Origin of the sequence: Kamptonema sp. UHCC 0994 (assembly GCF_029167235.1) — a bacterium.
Lineage (GTDB): Bacteria > Cyanobacteriota > Cyanobacteriia > Cyanobacteriales > Microcoleaceae > Kamptonema.
Genome location: NZ_JARFTR010000017.1, coordinates 1 through 23104, shown reverse-complemented (window position 1 = coordinate 23104; position 23104 = coordinate 1). Strand labels below are relative to the sequence as shown.

General features: G+C 40.9%; 12 protein-coding genes. 7 read left to right on the top strand and 5 right to left on the bottom strand.

The annotated features are described in order from the left end of the window. Positions 1-37: 37 nt before the first annotated feature. Positions 38-1114, bottom strand: coding sequence for a phage tail sheath C-terminal domain-containing protein (locus PY364_RS01655; RefSeq protein ID WP_275519895.1), 1077 nt, complete (start codon positions 1112-1114; stop codon positions 38-40). A 311-nt stretch (positions 1115-1425) separates the two neighbouring features. Between PY364_RS01655 and PY364_RS01650 the strand changes: the two genes are divergently transcribed. Then, positions 1426-3834 carry an EF-hand domain-containing protein gene (locus PY364_RS01650; protein ID WP_275519893.1) on the top strand — a complete coding sequence of 803 codons (2409 nt, stop codon included), beginning with the start codon at positions 1426-1428 and terminating at the stop codon, positions 3832-3834. Between the two features lie 98 nt (positions 3835-3932). Here the strand turns inward: PY364_RS01650 and PY364_RS01645 are convergent, their stop codons facing one another. After that, positions 3933-5993, bottom strand: a complete 2061-nt coding sequence (locus PY364_RS01645) for a serine/threonine-protein kinase (protein WP_275519891.1) — start codon at positions 5991-5993, stop codon at positions 3933-3935. Between the two features lie 432 nt (positions 5994-6425). Continuing rightward, complete coding sequence (gene cax / locus PY364_RS01640; RefSeq protein ID WP_275519889.1) at positions 6426-7547, bottom strand: calcium/proton exchanger; 1122 nt, start codon at positions 7545-7547, stop codon at positions 6426-6428. A gap of 47 nt (positions 7548-7594) precedes the next feature. On the opposite strand from cax, the gene PY364_RS01635 reads away from it, so the two are divergent. Then, positions 7595-7834, top strand: coding sequence for a hypothetical protein (locus PY364_RS01635; RefSeq protein WP_275519887.1), 240 nt, complete (start codon positions 7595-7597; stop codon positions 7832-7834). Between the two features lie 71 nt (positions 7835-7905). On the opposite strand, the gene PY364_RS01630 is transcribed toward PY364_RS01635, so the two are convergent. Both PY364_RS01630 and PY364_RS01625 read right to left on the bottom strand, forming a co-directional pair. Beyond that, positions 7906-11322: a TaqI-like C-terminal specificity domain-containing protein gene (locus PY364_RS01630; protein WP_275519885.1), complete on the bottom strand. Its 3417-nt coding sequence runs from the start codon at positions 11320-11322 to the stop codon at positions 7906-7908. A 2-nt stretch (positions 11323-11324) separates the two neighbouring features. After that, a complete protein-coding gene (locus PY364_RS01625) occupies positions 11325-14594 on the bottom strand; it encodes a helicase-related protein (RefSeq protein WP_275519883.1) in 3270 nt (1089 codons plus the stop codon). Positions 14595-14852: 258 nt separating this feature from the next. Here PY364_RS01625 and PY364_RS01620 point away from each other — a divergent pair, with 258 nt between their 5' ends. The 5 genes from PY364_RS01620 (at position 14853) to PY364_RS01600 (ending at position 23037) form a co-directional block, all read left to right on the top strand. Next, the gene (locus PY364_RS01620) at positions 14853-16649 is read left to right on the top strand and encodes a DUF389 domain-containing protein (protein WP_275519881.1); all 1797 of its coding nucleotides are present in this window, start codon (positions 14853-14855) and stop codon (positions 16647-16649) included. 87 nt (positions 16650-16736) lie between these two features. Beyond that, positions 16737-17849 (top strand): mechanosensitive ion channel domain-containing protein, encoded by a 1113-nt coding sequence (locus tag PY364_RS01615; RefSeq protein WP_275519879.1) that lies wholly within the window; start codon positions 16737-16739, stop codon positions 17847-17849. Next, positions 17824-19521, top strand: coding sequence for a mechanosensitive ion channel domain-containing protein (locus PY364_RS01610; protein ID WP_275519877.1), 1698 nt, complete (start codon positions 17824-17826; stop codon positions 19519-19521). Before PY364_RS01615 ends, PY364_RS01610 begins: the two co-directional genes overlap by 26 nt. Before the next feature lie 10 nt (positions 19522-19531). Next, the gene (locus PY364_RS01605; RefSeq protein ID WP_275519875.1) at positions 19532-19711 is read left to right on the top strand and encodes a hypothetical protein; all 180 of its coding nucleotides are present in this window, start codon (positions 19532-19534) and stop codon (positions 19709-19711) included. A gap of 566 nt (positions 19712-20277) precedes the next feature. Continuing rightward, on the top strand, positions 20278-23037 hold the full coding sequence (locus PY364_RS01600; RefSeq protein ID WP_275519873.1) for a DUF3536 domain-containing protein: 2760 nt from the start codon (positions 20278-20280) through the stop codon (positions 23035-23037). Positions 23038-23104 lie beyond the last annotated feature (67 nt).

Here is a 23104-nt window from a genome sequence, read left to right as displayed (position 1 = left end):
TTAACAACTCGGTAATTTTTCTGAATTGATGAATCGTTTATCCTAGATACATCGTCACTTGGATGAAATCAATACTGAATGTCGGTTGTAAAATCATTTTTACAGCGACTTGTCCAGCAACTTCCTGTGGGCGAGTAGCCGAAACCTCCAGTTGATAACCGATCAGAGCTTCGCTTTCTACCATACTCGTTAAAAAAGCATCTAAGGTTGCTTTCATTGCTCCACGCACTCGCTCATTATTCAACTTGCCAATATAAGGATCGCAAGAGGAGCGAACTCCATAAATTGCATAGTCAACAATCCGGCGGGTGGTAATTTGATTCCAAGGACTGTTGGCTGTAGTGATTCCTTTAACAACTCGATATCCACTCCGAGCTTCTACCGTCAAGACTTTTTTCTGCACCAATTCTTCTAGTTGAGCATTGTTAAACTCAGTGGTAAGTCCTTCAATACTCAGGTTTTTATTCGTGGGGCTAGCTTGCACGTTCAAAGAAGCAATTAAACCAGCTATAGCCGCCGCTAAATAAGCTCCAGATTTTGTTTCTACCTTGCCAGCAGAAGTCATCAAAATTCCGGGGGCGGTAAAGATCAGGCGACCTTCATCATCGCTAAGAGTATGATTTCTAATTTGATCGAAATCATCTTTATCGTTTTTAAATCCGCTGCCAATAATACCAATTCTTTCGCGTTTAATTCCTGCTGTAGTTTTCAAATGTCCTTGGAGGGCATCTACCATCGACTTTTGGTTAGCATCTTGCCCCGCTAAGACAACAATATTGACAATTTGATTTTCTAGCAGTGCTAAACTTTTTTGATAATCTTCTGGCTTTGCTCCCGAAGTTCGCACGGCATAAACTGTTTGTCCGCCATTTTTATAAATCAGTTCTAAGGCGCGAACTAAAGTTAGTTCGACTTGAATTTCTGGCGCTTGCTTACTATCACCAAAAATTTCTTTAGCTTCTGACAGACTACTTACCAATTTCACTTCATTTTCAGCACCCTGATTGGCAGTACCAACAATACCAATATTTCCTGTTGGAACTCCACTGGGTGCAATTAAGCCTTCCGCCCGCACTTCAACGTAAGTGCCGGGTAAAATCATTGTTTGAGCCATAAAACTTATTGTATTTGTGGGAAAGATTTAATTGCCTTCTACTTTATCCTTTAGAAAAAGCTACTGTCAATGCTTGACATTATGGCACGGATGATCGTCAGTGATAAGTGCCACACTTGTGATAGCGTGAAATCGTTATGAGTATGACTCTATCTGGCGATCGCTTCGGCATCAAAACCATCCCCTGCAAAATTTGCCAGGTTAGAGTTCCGTACTATTTCTGGTATTGTGAGAACTAACTAGAATCAGACTTACCCATTCAAAAAACTTAACTGCATAAGTTCTACATCAATACTTTGGAGAACATAATTATGACACCTGTAGAAGTTGAAAGAACGCCAATGACTGAGGCAGAGGTAGAAAAGCTGTGGGAAGCATTCAAAATGTTTGACACAGACGGTAGCGGTGCTATTTCAGCAGAAGAACTCGGTCAAGTGATGCGTTCCTTGGGACAGAGCCCTAGCGACACCGAACTACGCGACATGATCAAAGAAGTAGATGTTGATTTGTCGGGAAGTATCGATTTTGAAGAGTTTAAAGCATTGATAGTTTCCCAGCAAGGCGATCGCACCAGTCGCCTAAAGCTAGCATTCACCGTTTTTGATGAAGACGGAAGCGGTCAAATCACCGCCGATGAGCTCCGTAGTGTAATGAGCCAGTTTGGGCTGACAGATAAAGAACTTAATGAGATAGTACAAGAAGTCGATCATGATGGCGATGCTTCCATTGACTTTGAAGAGTTCTGTAAACTCGTACCCGAAGAGTCCGAGATAACTACAGGTTATCAAGACTCACCAATTCCGCCTACCACTTCACCTCAGCCAGCCGCAAGTGCTGCGAGTACAACAGCTACCGAAAGTACACCCACAACTACCAATGAGGTAGAACCCACCACCACAGCACCCGCACCACAGGAAGCACCCAGTGAAATAGATGCAGAGGTAGCGAGGCTAACAGAATTACTCGCCAAACACCCACAAAACGAGACAAAGCGCGGTACATCCCGCTTACAGATGCAAATTGGTCTATTTCGCCTAATTCAGGGAGCCGCCTATCGCTGCTTCCGCGAGAGTTTCTCCGCCAACCACGAAACCCATTTGCGGGTAAGAAATCTACCCTACAGAATCACTGATTTTGTCAAATTTGTGAAGACCGCGATCGCGCTTTACAAAGGATTAGGTATCGTCGAACCAGCTTGCAACCCCTTACTCGATGCAGTGGTAGAATCAATTACTAATGAGTATGCCCGACTAGAAGACCGGATTAAGAATTGGAAGGCGATCGAAAAAACCCCAGAAATGTTGGCAGAACAAAAAGCCATGTTAGAGGCGCGAGGTAAATCTGCCACTGTTAAAGAAAAGTTTGCCGCCGGAGTTGAGTTTGCCATCACTATCAAGAAAAAACGTCTCAACTTGCGCGATGTTGCCGAAGGTGTACTTGCCATTAATGAGCTCAATCGACTCAGAAAGATGGAACTCAATCAAGAGAATGCTCCAGAAGTAGAGCAATCAGCCGGAGATCCCAAAGATTACCTCAAAAAGTGGAACCGCGTCATCCTCTCTGATGCCTCTGAACAAGTAGATGGTGCAATGATGCCGGTGGCTTATTGGTATGAAGAATTTATGCCAAAACTATTGGCTGCTTTCAGCGTCAGCACCGCCGCCGATATCCACAGTAATACTATTCCTGACGCAGCGGCTTTGGACAAATGGTATCAATCCACAAAAGAGTCAGGGGAATTTGACACTTATGGTGCGGATGTTGCAGATGGCTTTTCAAAATGCACTCCTCAACAAAAGCTAATGCTTAAACAAGCTTGGTTGCTCACTCACAACTACCTAAATGGGGTGCAAAAACGGCGGGAACGCCAGGAGTTTGGACGCGACTCTGGCGCACTTTCCCATTATGTATCATTCATTGATATATCTCTGGGCCGCAGTGATATCAAAGATGCCCAGATGCGAGTCAGTTTCCCATACTATATCGGGCCAGCGGTTTGGCGTTTCTTCCACACCAGTGCGGAAATTGTATCTACTAAAACGCCTGAGCAACAAAAAGCCTTGGTAGCCGTTTTCAAGGAGTTTTTTCAACTGTTTGCCACGATGTATCCCTGTCCTTACTGTCGCCACCACCTCAATGCCTATGTTGTGCAGAATAAGGAAGTGGAAATGTACCCTGTGGAGTACCTTGTACTGGGCCGAGACTTGAATCTTACTGACTTTAAGGTGTCCCTAGAAGCAAAGCTTTCTACTGTGGTTGATGGCCCTTCTCTGCGCTTATTTTTCTGGAAATTACACAACACTGTGTCTTCATCTATTGCTCGTTCGGAAGAGTGGTATCACAAGGATGAAAAAGCTTTTTACACTACTCGCTATTGGCCGAGTCTTGATTCTGAGTTAGCGCGAGCCAAAGCACTTAAACATATTAGCATTTCCACCGATCGCATCTATGGTCTTTATGGGATGCTGAAGCCTGCATCCCGGCTTTCGGCTGTGAGAACTACTTTGCAAAAGCTTTTGGAAAAAGGCGATATCGAAGGGATTAAGGCGGCTTGTACGATCGCCGAAGATTATATCAAGGATTTGGAGGAGGCTGCGATCGGCGGAAATTTCCTACAGGATACATACTACTTCGATCCTGACCTGATTGATAAAGCCCCACACTTCACTGCTGATGAAGAACAATTTGCCCGCAGTGGTGTGTTTGTAGAGGTTGTTTAGCTATCAGTAGAATCAAAATTCAATAATTTACTCAAAGGTACGTAGTTGCGCTTTAGCGCATTAGGGCAATTATAGCAACCGCCAAGGCGGTTGCTATATTAAGGCATTTTCCAAATTTTCAAAGTTTGATCGGGACTCCCAGTAATAATACTCTTACCATCAGGAGAGATCGCGATCGCACTCACAAACATACTATGCCCCTGAAGAGTAGTTTCCTCCTTACCCTTCCTCAAATCCCACACAATCACCCTCCCACCGCCACTTACAAGAGTCTTACCATCTGGACTAATAGCCAGAGTTCTCACCCAACTAGAATGACCATCAAGAGTCCTAGTATATTTACCAGTTTTCAGATTCCAAATTCTAATCGTATTATCACTACTACCAGAAGCCAAAGTTTGACCATCAGAACTAATAGCTAAAGTTTTCACAGCACCCGCGTGGCCTTTCAACACAGTTCTTAATTTCCCACTTGTAAAATTCCACAAACGAATCGTCTTATCATCACTACCAGAAACCAGAGTTTGACCATCGCGGCTGAAAGTAAGAGCATTAACCTGAGCTCCATGACCACTCAAAGTAAGCATCCGGCTGCCATTTTTCAGATTCCACAAACACACAGTCTTATCATCACTACCAGAAGCCAAAATTTGACCATCGCGACTAATAGCGATCGCATTCACCCCACCCTTATGACCAGACATTGTACGGAGCGCCTTACCAGTTTTCAGATTCCAAATACTAATATTATTATCATCACCACCACTAACTAAAGTCCTGTTATCCGGCGCGATCGCCAACGATCTCACCCACTTCTTAGAATGTACCTGATTAATCGTGCGGAGCAACTTTCCCGTCTTCAAGTTCCAAACCCTGATCGTCCCAAAACTTCCCGAAGCTAGAGTTTGACCATCTGGACTAACCGCGATCGCATTAACATTACCAACATCGCTAAAAGTTCTTTCTAAAAATTGACTGCTTGGTAAACTCGAAAGCAACCAGACAGGATTAGCAAAAAATCCGTAGCGCACCGAACTGTAAACTTGAGAAAAACCCAGCGCCAATAGTAGCACTGCACCACCCACTAACAATTTATTTTGTAATTGTGCGGGGTTCCTGTAGGTTTTAGTAGACCCATTCTTCGTATTAGTTTGAAGCCTACTTCCAGAATTTTGCCTAGTCGTCACTGGCGGATTAGTATTTCCCCTGCCTTTAAGCTGCGAACCCCCTGGAAACTGAGTTGCTGACGAAATCGGCTCCCCACTTAAATCAATTTCGGCTAAACACTGCAAAATCATCTGTGGACTTTGAGGCCGATTCCCCGGAAATGGAGCCATCAAATAATCAATCACACTCGCCACCCCATCCGAAACGTGGGGTGCACCTTTGCGCCACATCAACTTACCCGTGCGGGGGTTTTCTGGAAAAGCCGTCGGCGGTTTTCCTGTTAGTAAATAGACAAAGGTACGGCCTAGCGCAAAAAAATCTGACTGAGGGACAGCCTTACCATTTGTTTGTTCTGGAGGCGAATAGCCTGGAGAAACAATACCCGTGACATTTTGACCTTGACCCACCTTAGCAAAGTAGGTAGCCGAGACTTCTCTAGCAGTTCCGAAGTCAATCAGCACTAATTGCCCATTAGGTTTGCACATGATATTGTGCGGCTTAATATCGCGGTGGAAATAATGGAGTCCGTGAACCTTATCCAAAATATCCGCCAGTTGTCTCAACCACTCCACAGCTTGCTCTTGAGTAATCGGCTTACCCCGACTTTTCAGCCAATCCTGCAAATTTGCGCCAGAAATTTTCTCCATCACCAGACAATGGAATTGCTCTGTGCTCTCGGCTGGCGAATAAACGAAGTAGCCATCGCGGTCTACTTTGGGAATGCCGGGATGTCGTAGTCTAGCCAATACATCTGCTTCTTGCTTGAACAGAGCTACAGCTTTAGGATGGTCTTTGAGTAAGACTTTCAAGACTTTGCGCTCGCCTCGGTCGTCTATTTCATAAGTTTTGCCAAAGCCGCCGCCTCCGAGAGGCACAATCACCCGATATCGACCTTCCAGCACGAGTTCCGAACCGCAGTGACGACAAACGGGTCTGTCAGCATTCGCTGGGTCAGAAGGATTTGGGCATTTGGGATTGAGGCAATAACTCATACAATAAGCTCATAACGCCTTACTTAGCAAGCATTCTAGCCTCACGCTGACTCACTCACTCTCTGTCTTGCTCACGCATTGCTCAAAATATCTTGTTGAGACTGCTTTGGCATAGTTCACAGTCGGGTCATAAAGCCACTTAATTTAAAATACCCTAAATCTGCATGAGTAATTTTATTTGCTCAAAATTAAAATTCCCTTGACACTCCCCGGTCTAAAGAAACGGGATAAATTATCCCTTTAGTTTTGTATCTTGGCAGTGATATATTACTTTTTTGATTTGGAATTCTTCAAATCAAATAACTCAACCCACTCTTTTCCCTAAGACCTAGGCACTCAGTCTGTAGGGTAGCCACCACCATAGTTTAGCTTTTGAGGCTATACGGTCATTGCAGCAGCTACCCTACGATTACTTATCAGCCACTTCAAAGATTATAACGCTAGTCCTTCAACAACTGGATGGAAGTAGAAAGCAAGAGCCAAAACCAGATAAGCAGCTAAGAGCAAAATACCTTCGAGCCAGTTTGAATTGCCGTCTGAACTGATGGAATTGGCAATCAGCACTGATACGGTGACAGCGATCAGTTCAAAGGGGTTGAAGTTCAAATCCATCGGTTTGCCCAAAATAAACCCTGCTAGGACTAAGACGGGGGCTACAAACAAAGCAATTTGCAAACTCGATCCCAGTGCCACTGACACAGACAAATCCATTTTATTTTTCATCGCCACTGTCACCGCTGTAGCGTGTTCGGCGGCATTACCAATAATAGGAACCAGAATTACCCCAGTAAACAGGGACGTTAACCCTAGAACGGCGGTAGCTTCTTCGAGAGTATCGACGAGTAATTCTGACTCGTAGGCTACCGTGAGGGTACAGACCAACAACACCCCAATCCACAGGGGCAAATTAACTTTATGATCGGGGGAGTCTTCTGCCAAGTTGTTTTCGGCTAATCCCTCTAAATCCGTCTCTGCAACTCCTGCATCGTAGAGGTAGGTATGGGTTTTCATTGAGAACAGCAGCGTCAGCACGTAGACTATAATCAGCACTATGGCGACGGCGCTGGAGAGTTTCTGCATGGTTGCAGCATCGATCCCCGGAGATGTGGCATCAACGGCTGTCGGCACTAAAATCGCGATCACGGCGAGATTCATGGCGGAGGCGTTCAAGCGAGCCACCATTGGCTGAAATTCTTGCTCTTTGTAGCGCAACCCTCCTAGGAACATGGCAAAACCCATGACTAGCAGGAGGTTGCTGATGATAGAACCTGTGATGCTGGCTTTGACGACATCAATGAGTCCGGCATTGAGGGCGATAATGCCAATGATCAGTTCTGTGGCATTGCCGAAGGTGGCGTTAAGTAAGCCGCCGAGGTTGGGGCCGAGGACTACGGCGATTTCTTCGGTGGCGGTGCCCATCCAAGCGGCTAGAGGCACGATCGCCAAGGCTGATGTGATAAAGACTGTGGTCGATCCCCATCCCAGGAAGTGGGAGGCAATAGAAATCGGGATAAATACTAGCAACAGTGAAAGTAAGTTCTTTGTGTTCAGCATTTAGGTTTAAAGGAGGACAAGGCAACAAGAAAGTAAGCAATGTGGTCTTGAATGATTATAATTGTGGTCTCCTACAGCTACCCATCAATCCAAGTAATTCTGGCACTTTGCAAGTAATGTGGATCGCGCCCGCAGTCAGTGGTGTCCAGTTAAACCGCTCCAGCAGTAAGCACTTCGATCCCACAGTCAGTGGAGCCAAGTCAAACCGCCCAGGGAACAGGAACCTTTCGCTCGAACGGCGAACGGATTTATTTGACTTCTACAAGCGATCGCCTTTTCTAAGGTAATTATTATCATCTTTCTCCTTTGAGTCTTAGAGTTATTTCTAGTTTAGCACAACCCATGCTTAAGGCAATATCTATTCTACTTTGATGGCATCATATTCTTGTTCAGTTAATCCCAATTCTGGGTCTATTATTTTTACTTCTTGATATGTTAATTCGTAAAGTTTGTAAACTAAATTATCTATTTGTTGCTCTATTTCTGATACGTCTGCCTTAACATCTTTTTTCTTTTTTTTCAATATTTCATCTACTAATTTTATTAGAGTTTGTTGTTTTTCAAATGAAATAACTTTAATGGGTAATTCTTTCAAATTATTTGGGTAAACATCAATAAAACCACCATAAACAGAAGCATAATAAAAATCAATCAATTGACTATTTAAGATTGCCAATAAATATTTTAATTCCAAATCTTTTTGAGATAAATATTCTCTGTGTTCTTGTGGTAAATTACATTTGTTGATTACTAAAGTGCATTTGTGTGATGTGTAAATTTTTTCTTCATCATAAATAGCAAGTATTCTTAATAAACCGGAGCTTCCTCTAATGATAATTTTTTCACTATCAAATAGTTCTTTAAATTTTGAAGAACGCATTTTTTCTGGATTACTATAATCAAGCCATGTATCAATTTTTGGGTACGAGTATCTTCCTTTTTTAGATTTAATAATTGCAGAGCCTTCTATATAAGGTTTTAAATTATCTGAATAATTATGATATAAAACCTCAAACTTACTTTTTCCAGAAACAGTTGATCCATCTTTAGAACGTTTTTCTTTACCATGAATTTCTGCCCCAGTTGAAACATAAAAATATGACTTTATCTTACTATTATCTTTTTTTATTTTTTCAAGAATCTTAGAGAACTTATTTAGGTTCTCTGTTCTAAACATATATTGTTCTGCACTATGGTATTTTTGAATATCTATTGAGTATTTTACTTGGAAATCATCTTCATAAAATTCCAAAATATCAAGACTGTAATCTTCTTTTATTTGATTCTGAATTAATGGAATACAAGATGGAACAGTAGCATTTTGAAAAATCTTTTCATTGTGCAAATCGACAATACTAAGAATTGTAAATTTTTCTAATATTTTTTTGCGTATTGCTTTAGCAAAAGGTTGATTCAAAAAACCATAAGGAATGATAAAAGTAAAAATACCACAATTTGATACAAGTCTGAGAGCTTTTTCTGTAAATGCAATATATAAATCCCACTTACCAGTAAGAGTTAAATATTCTAATGAATTATTAAGTTGTTCCCTATCTTTTATTGACATATTATTGGCACTTACATAAGGCGGATTTCCAATCACAATATCAAAACCCACATTTTCCACAACTTGCTCATTCATAACCTCTGGAAAATCTAACTTCCACTCAAAAAAATTAAGCGGTAATTCTGGTTTAGTTTTCAGTTTCTTTAATTGAGTAATAGTATTTTTCCAACCAAGGCTTTCATAATACTGTTCAGTGGCTTTGACAAATTTCTTTTTATCCTTAAAGTTTACAGCCAGGGGTTCAGTTTCTTGCCCTTGGGTTTTAACCATTAACTCCAATTGGTTTATAAGCAAATCAATTTTTAGATTGCGAATATCAGCAGATAGTTTTTTCTTATCGCTATCTGGGCTAAAAAACTCTTTTTGTTCTTGACTTATTTTCCTTAGCAATACGCGCTGTTGTTTGGCTAAATCATGCCCAAAAAGTCCGTGAGCAGTTTGATCTATATTCCAGTCAATATCAATAATATTATCATCTAACTTACTCACCAAACTATTACCCACCACAATCTTATAATCCAGATTAGGTAATGCTTTGGGTTCAGGTTCATCTACAATTAAACTCAGCCAAAAACGTAGTCTAGCAATATCCACCGCACCGCGTTCAATATCTACACCATAGATACTGTTTTGGATAATATTTAGCTTCACACCCGAAGCATCAAAATTAGTCGTATTGCCAAATTCAAAAGTATGCAGTGTTTGTTTAGCCGTAAATATTTCGTGCAACAAACCCATCGGAAAAGCCCCCGAACCAATAGCCGGATCGCAAATTTTTACCTTGTCTAATGCCTGATGAAATTCAGTAGAATACTTTTTTATTAATTTCTGATCCTCATCATCTAAAGTCTTTTTAAGCAACTTTTCAATTAATATCCGGTCTATTTTTTTTGATGAGGATGTGACTACAATTTCTAGTTCTAATTGTCCTTGTCTTCCTTGATTTATAGGAAATAATTCCGGTTGTTCAAGATTCCCAATACTGGCATAACCAATAATATCATAACCCTGACTTTCAAACCAAGTAGTTAAATATTCAATCAAACTTTCCTGACACATATAATGGACAATTTCTTTCGGTGTATAATATGCGCCTTTGTCTTTATTATCTTCCAGTAAGTTCTCAAAAATATGCCCCAACATTTCAGGATCAACCGCCACAGTATGATCGTTGGGATCATCTTCATAAATGGTAAAATTGTATTGATCAAAAAAGTTAAAAAGATTTTTAAATAAGTTAGCAGTAAAAATTAAGTTGCGATGATTCTTATTTTCTTCTTCAAATAAACCACCATTCAAAAAAGGGATTCTGCAAGGTTCACATTCTCCCAATTTAATTAAATCATCCCGGCGTTTGGTGTTGAGCGTATCAAAAAATAATACTGATAAAAAATCGTGATAAAAAAGTTCTGGATGGGGAAAACCTTGAAAGTGATTAGTTAAAAAGTTACGATCCCCTTTTCCCCAACTTTGATTTTTGGGCACACCTAACCAGCCTTTTTTCTGGATGAAATATAAAAACACAATCCGCCCCAATAATTTCTTATTAAAATCACGGATAGCTTTTTCGTCACCATTAAAAATCGTTTGGCTAATTCCTGGTTGTGAAACCATATATTTACAAAAAATATCATAATGCTCTTTATACTTATCAAAAAATGCTTTAGAAAGTTTCTCTACTGAGAAAGCTTCTTTGACATCATCTAAAGTAACTTTACTCCCTTTTTTAGCAATGAGTTCAAACCGTTCAACAGCGGTTCTTATGCTTTCACCTTCACCTAATAGATAGGTGTAGCGTTTAGGTTCAGTTTTGATTTTTATAAATTCGCCTTCTGGATTATAGCCCGTTAATTCCGAAACATAAGTAAAACGCCAATTTGCACTTTCTGGACGATGATAAGCAATAAAAGCCGCATCAATATCTTTCCAGTATTTACGCAATAAATTTCTTAATCCTACCCGATTACGTTCTAAGATAATACCGGGCTCCAGCGTTACTTCATACACCCCAATTTGTCGTTTAATGCCATTTTCATCTAACAGAATATAGCCTAACTTTTGGGCATGGGAAGCTACATGATTATCAATTCCCGTAAGAGTTTGGGGAGTTGGTGTTAATTGAGCATTAGCAAAGGTTTGGCCTAGAAATTGTTTCCATTTGGCTTGATTGTAACGTTGATTGAATATATCTTTAATTTGTTGTGTCATAATTATGCAAAAGATTCTGAAATAATTAAAACTGGTTTTTCAACTTTTCTCTTTTGTCCTTTTTGGACATCCGAGACATCAACACTATATTTTTGAGCAATTTTATCAAGTTCTAAAATCGCCGTATCTGATTTTACTTGTTTCTTTTGCAGCTTGTCAACCTCCGAAGGTAAATTAGTATATTTCCCTATATCAATCAGGTTGATAATTTTCTTAATATTTTCCCTTTGTTTCTCAGTTAATTTGGGATATTTAATCATTTCTGAAAGCCCTTTTTTTGCCCTTTGCGCCACACCGCCTAATGCTTCTGGGTCTGTTTGCGCCTGAACTAACTCATATTCCAGTGTTTCAAAATGTTTAATCGCATTGTTTACATGATCGTGATGACTGGCGATTAATTCTGCATTTTTTTCGTTTCGATCGGCTTCAAATATCTTAAATGCTTCAATGGGTGTAATTTCTCTGGGTTGGTTGTTGCTATCCACCCAATAAAATTCAAACTTTTTATCTGTCTTTAAAAATGCCGCCGTGCCATTTTGTAAATCAGGTTTATTAATTTTAGTTGCACTTCTGCCCGCCCTTGATTTTAAAGGCATTTTTTTAATTTTATCGAACCAAGTTTTGTTGTTTTCCCTGAAATTGCGTAGGAAGTAAAGAAATTTTAAGCGTTCGTCTTGTTCCTCCTTATAAGTTCCGCTAAAAAGTTTAACTTCATCTAAAATTTCCTCCGTTGAAAACACTTGATTGTCCTCCCCAAATGCAGTATGAAAACCCTGAATTTTCATCAAAGCAGTTTTATTTAACTTGATTTGCGAATCGCCTTGGGCCGAAGGATAAAAGACATAATTATAAATGGCGGTAGCTTTAGTACCAATCCGATTCACCCGCCCAATCCTTTGCATCAATTTGGTTGAGTTCCAAGGTGTATCATAGTGAATAATGACATTAGAACGATGCAAGTTTACTCCTTCTGCCAAAACTTCAGTAGTAATGATTATACTGTAATTATTTACCTGTTTTTGCGTACAGTTAGCATCAAAGTTAGTTACTATCGTATCATACAATTTGTTTCTATTTTCACTTGAAACTACCAACACATCTTTTCTGCCTTCATTTTTTAGAGCCTCAGCTAAATAGTCAACAGTATCTTTTGACTCAGAAAATATCACCAACTTACCCTCTAAATTAGTTTTTTTATCAAGGAATAGTTTGTTTAATTGTGCAATAAATACATCTAATTTGGGATCATTTTCTATAGCATTCCAGTTTTCAACTAATTCCTTTAAAAGTAGAGAATCATTCTCTAAACTCGCAATAAAATCTGGCTTAAAATCCGCCTTTTTAAAAGTTTGGTTTTTCGGATTGTCTGCGCTTAATTTGTTTATTTCTTCCTCAATTTGTTCATCACTCCAACCCTTATCTAATAGTTTGTTTACATCAGTATCCGGTGCAATAAATATTTTGTCATTGTTAAACATTTCAATCATTCTGTCGGTGGCTTTTTGAAAATTGCTTAGAGATTTTTTAAAGGCATAAAAACTACTTTCCAATCTTTTAATCAACTGAGTTTTCATTATAAATGCTAAGGATTTAGAAACCGTTTCTGCGTTTTCGTAATACTGGCTTTGAACTTGTTGGTTTAACCCGGCAATGGCTTGGTAACGGCTGTATTTTAGTTGAGCTTTATCTGTTAGATAAGAAACTGTTTTGTTAAACAATTCATTTAGTTTATCATCCATTATATATTCCACTTTTTTAGGTGGTTCTACCTTTGGGAATTTAATTTTTTGTTCTGCTAAGTCTAATTTATACTCAGCAATATTTTCTAGGTCAGTTCGTGTTCTCCGAATAGTAATAGGTTCAATTACATTTTTACGAATTTTACCATAAATCTCTCTAAGCTTGTTTACATCTAATTCTTCCAAGCGTTTTAGGCTTTTGTATTGCTCCATTAAGGGACTAAAAAAAGCAGTCAAATTTGTAATAGGAAGTGTTGACTGTCTGGCATCCTGAAACATTTGTATTTGATAAAAAATATCATCAGGTTTGTTATTCAAAGGTGTGGCAGATACTAAAATTACTTTTTTCTGACTACCTTTGATTAAACCCTCATTTGCTCTGGGGCTTTTGCAAATTAATTGTAAGTTTTGAAAAGTACCTGTTTTGTAATTACGAAACTTGTGTGCTTCATCAGCTATCACCAAATCATATTCTTCTTTGTTCCAATAGTCTTGATGCGAGTTCAAGATTTTGTCCAGGCTTCCATTACTGATAAACTTGGTGTATTTGTCAATATCAAAATTATTAAAAGTGTCTTTCCAGTTTTTTTCAACTGCTGGCGGATAAACAACTAATATTTTTGTATTCTCTCTACCATTTTGCATTAAAAACTTTTTGGCAACCATTGCGGCAATAACAGTTTTACCTAATCCCACAACATCAGCCAAGATAAAGCCGTTGTGTTTTAGCAGCATATTAAAGCCTTCATTGACGGCATCAACTTGATAAGAAAGTTTTTTAAAGTTTTGAGGTAAATCACCTATAGAGTCTGGATCGTACTCAATATTTTTGTCAAAATATTCAGTCAGCAATTTTATATATAATTCAAAGGGACTTGTTTCTTCATTCAAATAAGTTTCCTTTTTGATGCCCTGAATATCAACTGGCAATATATCAACAGATTCAGCCCAAAGCTTTTCAAATTCTGCGGTAGCAAATTGGACATCAGGATATTCTGTTAGTTGAACATTGAACTCATAATTATAAAAGTTTCCTCCACCAAGTCCAGCATCCGTAAGATTTGAAGAACCCGTGATTACTGTGGCAGGTGTATGTTCATTAAATGGTTCAGGACGTAAAATATAAACTTTGGCGTGGATCTTTTTTTCGGGATGTGCCTTGACTTGTATTTTCTTTTGAATTATATCGTCAATGAATTGTAAAATACCGTTTTCGGTGTCTTTGTCATAATTGGCTTGTGCAATATCTTTTTGAATTTCCCTGATAAAATCTTCTTTTGTTCTTTCGTAGTTACTAAAAAAATCAAGCCCAGATTTGTGAGCATCAGCCAGCATTTTGTCAATGTTGATCCCTACCAATATTCTAATATTTGGAACTTTGTCTAAAAATGGTCTGATTCTGAAATAACCTGATGCCCTGAAGTAGCCTACTAAAGCGTCAAAATATTGAATGTTGGGATTATAGGTAAAAACCCCTTCAAATTTTTTGATTAAAGTGTTTTCTTCCCTATTCGTAAAAAACTTTGTTGACATATACTTATACAATGAATTATGGTGGCAATTGACGAATTATTATAAGTTCGTTCATGGCGATCGTGATTTGACGAACGCGATCGCTCAAACACGCTTGCTAGGCAAAACTATTCCCCTGGTTGTCTCCTAACTATAGCACTGCGCTTTCCGCAGTGGGAAAAATAACCGCTATGGATGAGTAGCTAACCTAATCGTTAAGCAAAGTAAGGTAAAGTTTAGCCTTAAGAGTATATAGTAAACAAAAGAGAGTAAGACCCCATGAATAAGTCCGACGATATTCCTACCCTATGGCAAAACTACCGTAATTGGTTAGGAATGCAAATGGGCGTAGACGAACAGCGTAAAGCCGAGGTGTATTTAGAAATCTCGCAAGCTGCGACACTACGCGATGCCTCCTACTGGCTTCAGGTTGTTTTTGCCGCAGGTATAGCCACCCTTGGGCTGATTCTCAATAGCCCTGCGGTAATTATTGGGGCAATGCTAATATCTCCTCTAATGGGGCCAATTCTCTCCCTAGGATTAGCATTGGCAACAGGGGATTTTGTTTTGCTGGCTCGTGCGATCGCTAACCTGACTTTGAGTTGTGCAGTTGCCATTAGTTTTGCCGTAATTCTAATTTTCTTACTGCCTTTTAAGGAAATAACTAGCGAAATTGCTGGGCGCACCCAACCTAACACCCTCGATCTGGTAATTGCCCTTTTTTCGGGAGCCGTTGGTGCATTAGCAACCTGTCGTCCGATTAAAGGCGTGGTTAACTCAATTCCAGGGGCCGCGATCGCCGTTGCTTTAATGCCACCTCTATGCGTTGTTGGCTATGGTATCGGTACTGCTTTAAGCCTGAATCAGTCCGATGGATTCCAAACCGCAAGGGGCGGAGGGCTGCTATTTATAACTAATTTAGTCGCAATCGCATTTTCATCACTGCTTGTTTTTCTAGCTCTACACATCGATACAGATACGGTACGCGAAAAAGTTAGAATTTGGGAAACAAACGATCTTGAAAGCGATACTATTCAGCAATTTCTAGGTCGCTATCCATTTTTACAAAAGTTGCGCCCAATTGGTAGCTTACCAGGCAGATTACTGGTAGGATTGTTGGCGATTGTGGCACTTTTAATTCCCCTGAGTAATGCCTTCGTCAAGTTGGGCGATGAGGTTGCTCAAAAGCAAAGGCAAAACTTCTTGCGTCGCACTGTTACTGAGGTTTGGCAAAGAGACTTTAGCACTCTCCCCGATGGGCAACCACGCTCTACGATTGAACGAGTTGCCGTGCGCGAACAAGATCGGCTAATGAACTTGCAATTAAATATTTTTACCAGCAAACTTTACTCACCTGTAGAAAAAGAGCGCTATATAAAGGAACTTGCTCAAAAATTTGACAAGGAACCAAAACAGATTCAATTTACTCTGAACGAGATTCCGATCGCTTCCAACGAAATTCTGGCTAAACAAGAAGAAGTGCGAGCGGCAGTAGAGACTCCTGCGCCCAATTTCAATGAATTGCAGGGAGAACTCTTGCAAAAACTAAACTCCTCCCTGATTAATCTAGCATTGCCGCCAAAAGTTCAGTTACTAGACTATGCTGTAACAACGAGTAAAGCCCAGTCAATGATGATTTCGATTACCTATCTGAGCGATCGCAGTATGAGTGAGGATGCTCGTTCCTTAGTGATTCAAGATATTCGCAGTCGTTTGGGTGTTGAAGATGCGAATGTAAAGTTAGAACAGATCGATTCATTAGCTGGAGAGATTTTGTTTGAGCTATATTTATCCACTCTTCCATCATCCGCAAGTAGTACATTAGACAAAATAGGTACTTTATTAAATCGTTATCCTTCCCTCAGTTTGATTATATCAGTTTCACGGCGCAGTTCCGAACAAATAAATTTTGAGAGATCTCGATATGCAGCGATTTCATCATATCTGTATACCAAGTGGCAGATCGGACAAGAACGTTTAACTCTTTCCCCACAGTCAAGCATTTCCAATCAAGTTACTCCCATCAAATTACCCCAGGATGGTAAAACATTATTACGCTTGACAGTGAAGAACTAATTCCTAAGACAGATTTATCAAGGGGAAAATAGTAGAATTAGAAGATCCGTTATAATAAACCAGAAACTTAAATTATTAAACTTTGCCATGATAGAAACAACTAATGAGATTTCTCAAGCATCAGAACTGGTTTTAAATAATGGCGATCGCTTACTGCAAATCACCTTAATTCTGATAGCAGGAGGGATGGCGCTATTAGCAGGAATGACGCTCTTTTCTATCTTAAAATTACCGTTAAGTTGGTTCGCTCCCAAATTATTAACGCAGACTTATATCCGTGTATTGGTTGCCTCAAGAAATATAGTTTTGGTGTTACTAACTCTATCGGCAATGGAAGTAACGTTACTTCTAATCCCTCAAACTGAATGGCTGAGTTTAATCGAGTTTTGCCTGAGTGTGGGCATCACTATACTTAGTGGATGGATGCTGTCAAGACTATTTAGAGACTTTTTTGATACCACAATTTTAGGAGTAACTTTTGAGTCAAACCCTCAAGTTAAAGGCGAGTCCATCTTCTTACTTCGGTATTTTGGAGACTTTGCGATCGCTGTAGCGTTAATTTTAAGTTTTTGCATTAGTCATAACATCAACGTTTTAGGCATAGTTGCCAGTTTAGGGGTTGGAGGTATTGCCATTGCCTTTGCCGCTCAAAAGACTTTAGAACAATTTTTGGGAGGGATTGTCTTAAATCTTGACCGTCCTTTTACCGTTGGTGACTATATTGGCTTATCCGATGGGCAGCAGGGTAAGCAAGGTACTTTTGGGCGAGTAGAAAGTATCGGTTTGAGGTCAACTAAAATTCGCACCTCTGGTAAAGGCACTCTCACTATTATTCCGAATAATGCGCTCACTCAAGCCACCATTGAAAATTTTTCAGGTGCAAAGAAAGTCATGTCTGTAATGATGATTGAGTTTCCTCAACCGATATCTGCCAATGAGCAAGCACTGATCCGCCAAACCGTAATGGACAGCACTATGGACATTTTTGGTTTAGACTGGCGTAGTACAGAGGTGGCATTTGGTGAGAATCATGCCCAAATTTCCTTTTTTATTCTCGGTTCTAATGAGTTATCAATGGATCTGAGACGGCAATTGCTGGATTTGGCTACCCAACAAATTACAAAGCAACTTCAAAAGCATAATATTTCTTTTATCCTTGACCAACCAACGATTTATGTGGATTCCCCAATCGCGATTTAAACAAGTATCTAAACGTGCAATTCATCTGATTGTCTTATTTCTGGTGGGTTGGTTGCTAGTGCTGACTCCGATGGTGTCGGCTCAAGGTTTTGGTGATACTGGCGCTCCTGTGGTTGTTGATGGCATCCCACTTTTTTATTTGCAAGCTGTGGATAATTTTCGCGCCAGGGATCGCACCCAATTTGCTAATAATTTACTGGCTGACGCGATCGCTACTGATGGAGCCATAACTTTTGATGTGCGGAATAATGATAGTAACAGCGCTACTTCTATTTCTTTAAATAATAACTACCTGCTCACAGTTACAGCAAATGATGTTCTGCCAGGTTTTTCTCCATCTCAACAAGCCGATCAATGGCGGAATATTCTAAAAACAGCGATCGCCAAAGCTAAAAAAGAACGCACTTCCAAATATATTTTACAGAGAAGTCTATGGATTTCGATCGTAATCGCAGCACTGCTCGTAGTGCGTATTTTATTAGGAATAGCAATCCGATTATTTAAGTTTAAAACTGGATTTTTTAGCAAGATTTTTTTTAGTGTTAGCTGGGTTGCGATCGCCATAGTTAGTTCTGAATGGTTTCCCATTTTACGCAGTCTACGCTATCAGTTGGTTTCCCCCTTTTCTCAACCCCAGTGGCTGATATTTTTTGGAGCATTAGGAGGATCTTTTGTATTGACCTACTATGCTACAGACTTACTAAGATTAGTGCTTAAAAAACTAGCTCCCCACGCCCTGGAAAATATATATAGAGAAGTTTTTCAACAGAGCGAACGCCTTTTGCAATTTGCCTTTCTCAGTATTTCTATCAGTTGGTCTTTGAGCTTATTAGAACCATTAGCACCAGTGGTTTATAATCTACTAAAACCGCTGGTCAATCTATTCTTAATTGGCAGCTTATATTGGTTATCGATAAAACTAGCTAGCCGCTACCTACGTAGCTATGGATTCAAGTTAGGCGGCAAATTTAGTCCTAGTAGTGATGATGCTATTCTGGTATTTGAGACGATTATTAATATCCTGATCTTCATTGTAGCTTTAGTTGCCTTTGCCCGCAGCCTCAACTTTGACTTAGTTGGATTGGTAGCAAGCTTAGGGTTAGTCGGTTTAGCCGTCGCCTTTGCTGCTCAAAAAATTCTCGAACAACTGATTGCGACTTTAGTTCTATATCTAGATCGTCCTTTTGTTAGTGGTGACTATATCCGCTTACCAGGTGGAGAATTAGGGAAAGTAGAAAGTATTGGCTTGCGATCGACCAAAATTCGTTCCCTTGGCACTGGTACAATTATTGTGATGCCTAATTCCATTCTTGTAAATGTAGAAATTGAAAATGTTACTCTTGCCAAAAAAATCATGGTATTATTGTATATGGACTTTGCTAGTGTTTTAGGAGAACGGGAATATGCCCTAGTGCAACAAGTGATAGTGGAAAAAACTGCTTATCTATCAGGGATTGATATTAATAGCACAAATATTCATCAGGCTGATGTGACAGGAAAAAGATTAAGGGTTAGTTTTGTAATTTTAGGTTCTCAAGATAATGCGATCGAGGTGCGTAAACGTCTACTAGAGTTGGCAAGCGCTGAAATTGCAAAATCCCTCTCGATTCATGGGATTGTGTTTACGATGGAAGACCCTACAGTTTATGTGCAATCGCCTGTGACAATCTGATTAATGTAATTTGCTAAGTAGAAGGAAGAAGGAAGAAGGAAGAAGGAAGAAGGAAGAAGGAAGAAGGAAGAAGGAAGAAGGAGGAAGGAAGAAGGAAGAAGGAAGAAGGAAGAAGGAAGAAGGAAGAAGGAAGAAGGAAGAAGGAGGAAGGAGGAAGGAAGAATGTTTATACAGTCAGCTTTTGGGCTAAGCGAGTGCGCCTTTAGGTTCCGCCCAGCTCTCAAGAATCCCATCCCCAGAGCCTAGAGCGGAGTGGGGGTGTCAAAACTTGTAGTAAAATATCAAATTTAACGTTAAAGTGGCAAAGTCTTATTGCTAAAGGTTAAATTTTCTTAATAGGAACTTGCTCTGCAATTGATTAGACTTTACGATCGGGTAAAATAGATGGCAATTAAATTCCTAGTCCTTTAAGCACTGACCTAGATTCGGTGTTAGATTTCGCTAGAGCAGTAGCACGTCTTTTCTATTTTGCCTTTGGGGGTTGCGGCATTTGTGTAAAAAATCTCCGTCTTCTGGTTCGGCTTGTGTGTTAGGACGAATGCTCAAGCCTTTACTAGCGGACACTCTGGGCGGGTTTTGCAAACAAATTATCTTTCCATTGCCAAAAGTATCGGCTAAATCCGTCCCTACTTATCAAAGTTTTGATTACAAAACTTAGTTGAGACAGACTGTGAACAAAAGGCGGCGCTGCTGCACGGTCTGTCTGGCTAATTGTATGGTTGTTTTTGTGTTTAATATTTGAGGAATGCTCATTCTATGGCTCTACATTCTACGACGGCTCAATCGCTCTGGGTCAAACCTTCTACCTTGGATGCAGCGGTTCCCACTGATTCACTAGCAGTCGATCCGGCACGCACGGCTATAGGGGTTTATGTCACGGTTCACGGTCATTTCTATCAGCCACCTCGCGAAAATCCTTATCTGGATGCGATCGAGCGCCAACCGGGGGCGGCTCCTTTTCACGATTGGAATGAACGCATTCACCATGAATGCTATCGTCCGAATGCTTTTGCTCGGATTTTGAACGATCGCGGGGAATTGGTGGGGATCGTTAATAACTATGAGTATCTGAGTTTCAATATCGGCCCAACGCTGATGAGTTGGCTGGAACGATACGATCGCGAAGTTTACGAACGAATTTTAGAGGGCGATCGCAAATCCTGCGCTCGTCTGGGCAAAGGCAATGCGATCGCTCAAGTCTACAACCATATCATCATGCCCCTGGCAAATGAGCGGGACAAATACACTCAAATTCGCTGGGGGATAGCTGATTTTAGATCGCGCTTCAACCGCGATCCCGAAGGGATGTGGTTGGCAGAAACGGGTGTAGACTACGCCACCCTAGAAACTCTAGTAGCTGAAGGTATTCGCTTCATTATCTTGGCTCCATCGCAAGCAGAACGTTGCCGTCCCCTTCCTAGTGGGGACGATCCCAGCCCAGAATGGCACGAAGTAGGGGGCAGCCAAATCGATCCCACTCGCCCCTACCGCTGTTATCTCAAGCCTACACTCACCTCAACTTTAGAATCTCTCAGCACTCAACATTTCAGCCGCAATCATTCCAAGTCGCCAATCCCTACTCCAAACACGCCCTACATTGATATCTTTTTCTACGATGGCCCCATCTCGCGGGATATGGGCTTTAGCGATGTTCTCAGCAGTGCTCAGCACTTGTCAGGGCGTTTGGGCCAAGCCGTGCGAGGGGATCATCGACCGGCACAATTAATCGCAGTGGCAACAGATGGGGAAACTTTTGGCCATCATAAAGGCGGTACTGAGAAGTGCCTCGCCTATAGTTTTACAGAGGAGTTTCCACGCCGCAACTGGACGGTGACGAACTTTGCCCATTATTTGAGCATCAACTCTCCTACTTGGGAAGTGGAACTGAAGCCAGTGACGGCTTGGAGTTGCGGTCATGGTGTCGATCGCTGGCAGGATGATTGTGGTTGTGGTGGTGGTGGCGCATGGCATCAACAATGGCGGCGACCCCTGCGAGATAGCCTCAATTGGCTCAGGGATCGATTGATTCCCATTTATGAGGGGGCGGGGCGCAAGTTTTTTACCGATCCTTGGGCGGCGCGGGATGAGTATATTGAGGTAATTCGCGATCGCTCTATTGCTAATGTCAATCGCTTTTTAACCAAGCATTGCGATCGCGAACTCGATGATTCAGAACGGGTAGACGCTTTGCGACTCTTGGAAATGCAGCGACACGCCTTGCTGATGTTCACTAGCTGCGGCTGGTTTTTTGAGGAGATTTCCCGACCGGAAGGGGTACAAATCCTCCGCTATGCGGCTCGTGCTTTGGAATTGGCGGCCGATGTGACAGGAATACATTGCGAAGCGGAGTTTATTCAGCGTCTAAGTCTTGCACCAAGTAATGTGGACTTTTTTAAGACAGGTGCGGAAGTTTATCGGCATTTGGTTGTCACTGCCCAAATTAGTCTAGAGCAAGTGACTGCTCATTATGCGATCAGTTCTCTCTTTACTACTTTTGCCCGCGAACAACAAGTTTACTGTTACCAAGCGCACCAGCTAGATTACCAAATGCAGCGGATGGGTTCTCTGGCGTTAGCAGTAGGTCAAGTGCAGTTAGTCTCAGAAATTACTCAAGAAGCTCAGGTTTTTGTGTTTGCTGTGTTTCACTTGGGGGGGTGGGATTTCCACTGCTGCATTCAACCTTTTGGCGGTCGCAGGTCGTATACGATGCTCAAAGAGCGCTTGTTTGCAGTTCTAGAAGAGGCTTCTGCGGCCCAGGCAATTCTGGAAATGGTACGGCTGTTTGGAGATCAATCCTTTAGTTTGCGGAATTTATTTGCTGAGGAACGTCACCGAATTATGAGGTTATTGAGTCAGGAAACTTTGACACGGCTGGATCAGCTTTATAGTCAAGTTTACCGGGACAATTACGGGGTGATGATGGCTTTCCACCGCGATGAGTTGACAGTTCCTGCGGAGTTACAAGTAGCTGCGGAGGTGGCTTTGGGACATCGCTGTTTAACGGCGGCGAGGGCTCTTGTCGCTGAAAGTTACGAGGAACGCTATAGTTTGACAACCATAGCAGAATTGGAGGCGATCGCGGTGGAAGCGAGTCAGCTTCGGTGTCGGATGAATATTCCAGAAGTAAAAGAAACTTTAGAACGCTTGATTTTACAATCCCTTGAGGCGATGTTAAAAGAGGAAAACACAACCATCATCGAAGCTGAAATTGACCGTATGGATACGCTGATTAATTTGGGAAATAAACTCAATTTCGGCTTAAATCTAGATCGCGTCCAAGAGTTGTATTTCCAATCGCTTCACAGTCAAATCGTGCCCGTATGTTTGGGATGGGTACAACGCCAAGAAGCCGAGGAGATGATCGCATCAGATGAAGGAAACGGCTCTACAGATTCTCATGCTTTAGTTTGTATTGAGGCGGAAGTTCGCTGGGAATTACCTCAGATTCGGAAGTTATTAGAGTTAGGTCAAAAGTTGACAGTTGATGTTAATAACTGGTTGAAGTTATTGCCGTAGTTTCTGCAAGTTACAGGACTTAGGCACGATTAGGTAACGCCGCCATCCTGGCGGTATTCTTACCGCC

What these genes read in the sequence shown, in the direction of transcription:
- PY364_RS01620 (WP_275519881.1), top strand. Translation starts at nt 14,853, where the DNA reads ATGAATAAGTCCGACGATATTCCTACCCTATGGCAAAACTACCGTAAT.
- PY364_RS01625 (WP_275519883.1), bottom strand. Translation starts at nt 14,594, where the DNA reads ATGTCAACAAAGTTTTTTACGAATAGGGAAGAAAACACTTTAATCAAA.
- cax (WP_275519889.1), bottom strand. Translation starts at nt 7,547, where the DNA reads ATGCTGAACACAAAGAACTTACTTTCACTGTTGCTAGTATTTATCCCG.
- PY364_RS01600 (WP_275519873.1), top strand. Translation starts at nt 20,278, where the DNA reads ATGGCTCTACATTCTACGACGGCTCAATCGCTCTGGGTCAAACCTTCT.
- PY364_RS01650 (WP_275519893.1), top strand. Translation starts at nt 1,426, where the DNA reads ATGACACCTGTAGAAGTTGAAAGAACGCCAATGACTGAGGCAGAGGTA.
- PY364_RS01630 (WP_275519885.1), bottom strand. Translation starts at nt 11,322, where the DNA reads ATGACACAACAAATTAAAGATATATTCAATCAACGTTACAATCAAGCC.
- PY364_RS01645 (WP_275519891.1), bottom strand. Translation starts at nt 5,993, where the DNA reads ATGAGTTATTGCCTCAATCCCAAATGCCCAAATCCTTCTGACCCAGCG.
- PY364_RS01615 (WP_275519879.1), top strand. Translation starts at nt 16,737, where the DNA reads ATGATAGAAACAACTAATGAGATTTCTCAAGCATCAGAACTGGTTTTA.
- PY364_RS01610 (WP_275519877.1), top strand. Translation starts at nt 17,824, where the DNA reads ATGTGGATTCCCCAATCGCGATTTAAACAAGTATCTAAACGTGCAATT.
- PY364_RS01655 (WP_275519895.1), bottom strand. Translation starts at nt 1,114, where the DNA reads ATGGCTCAAACAATGATTTTACCCGGCACTTACGTTGAAGTGCGGGCG.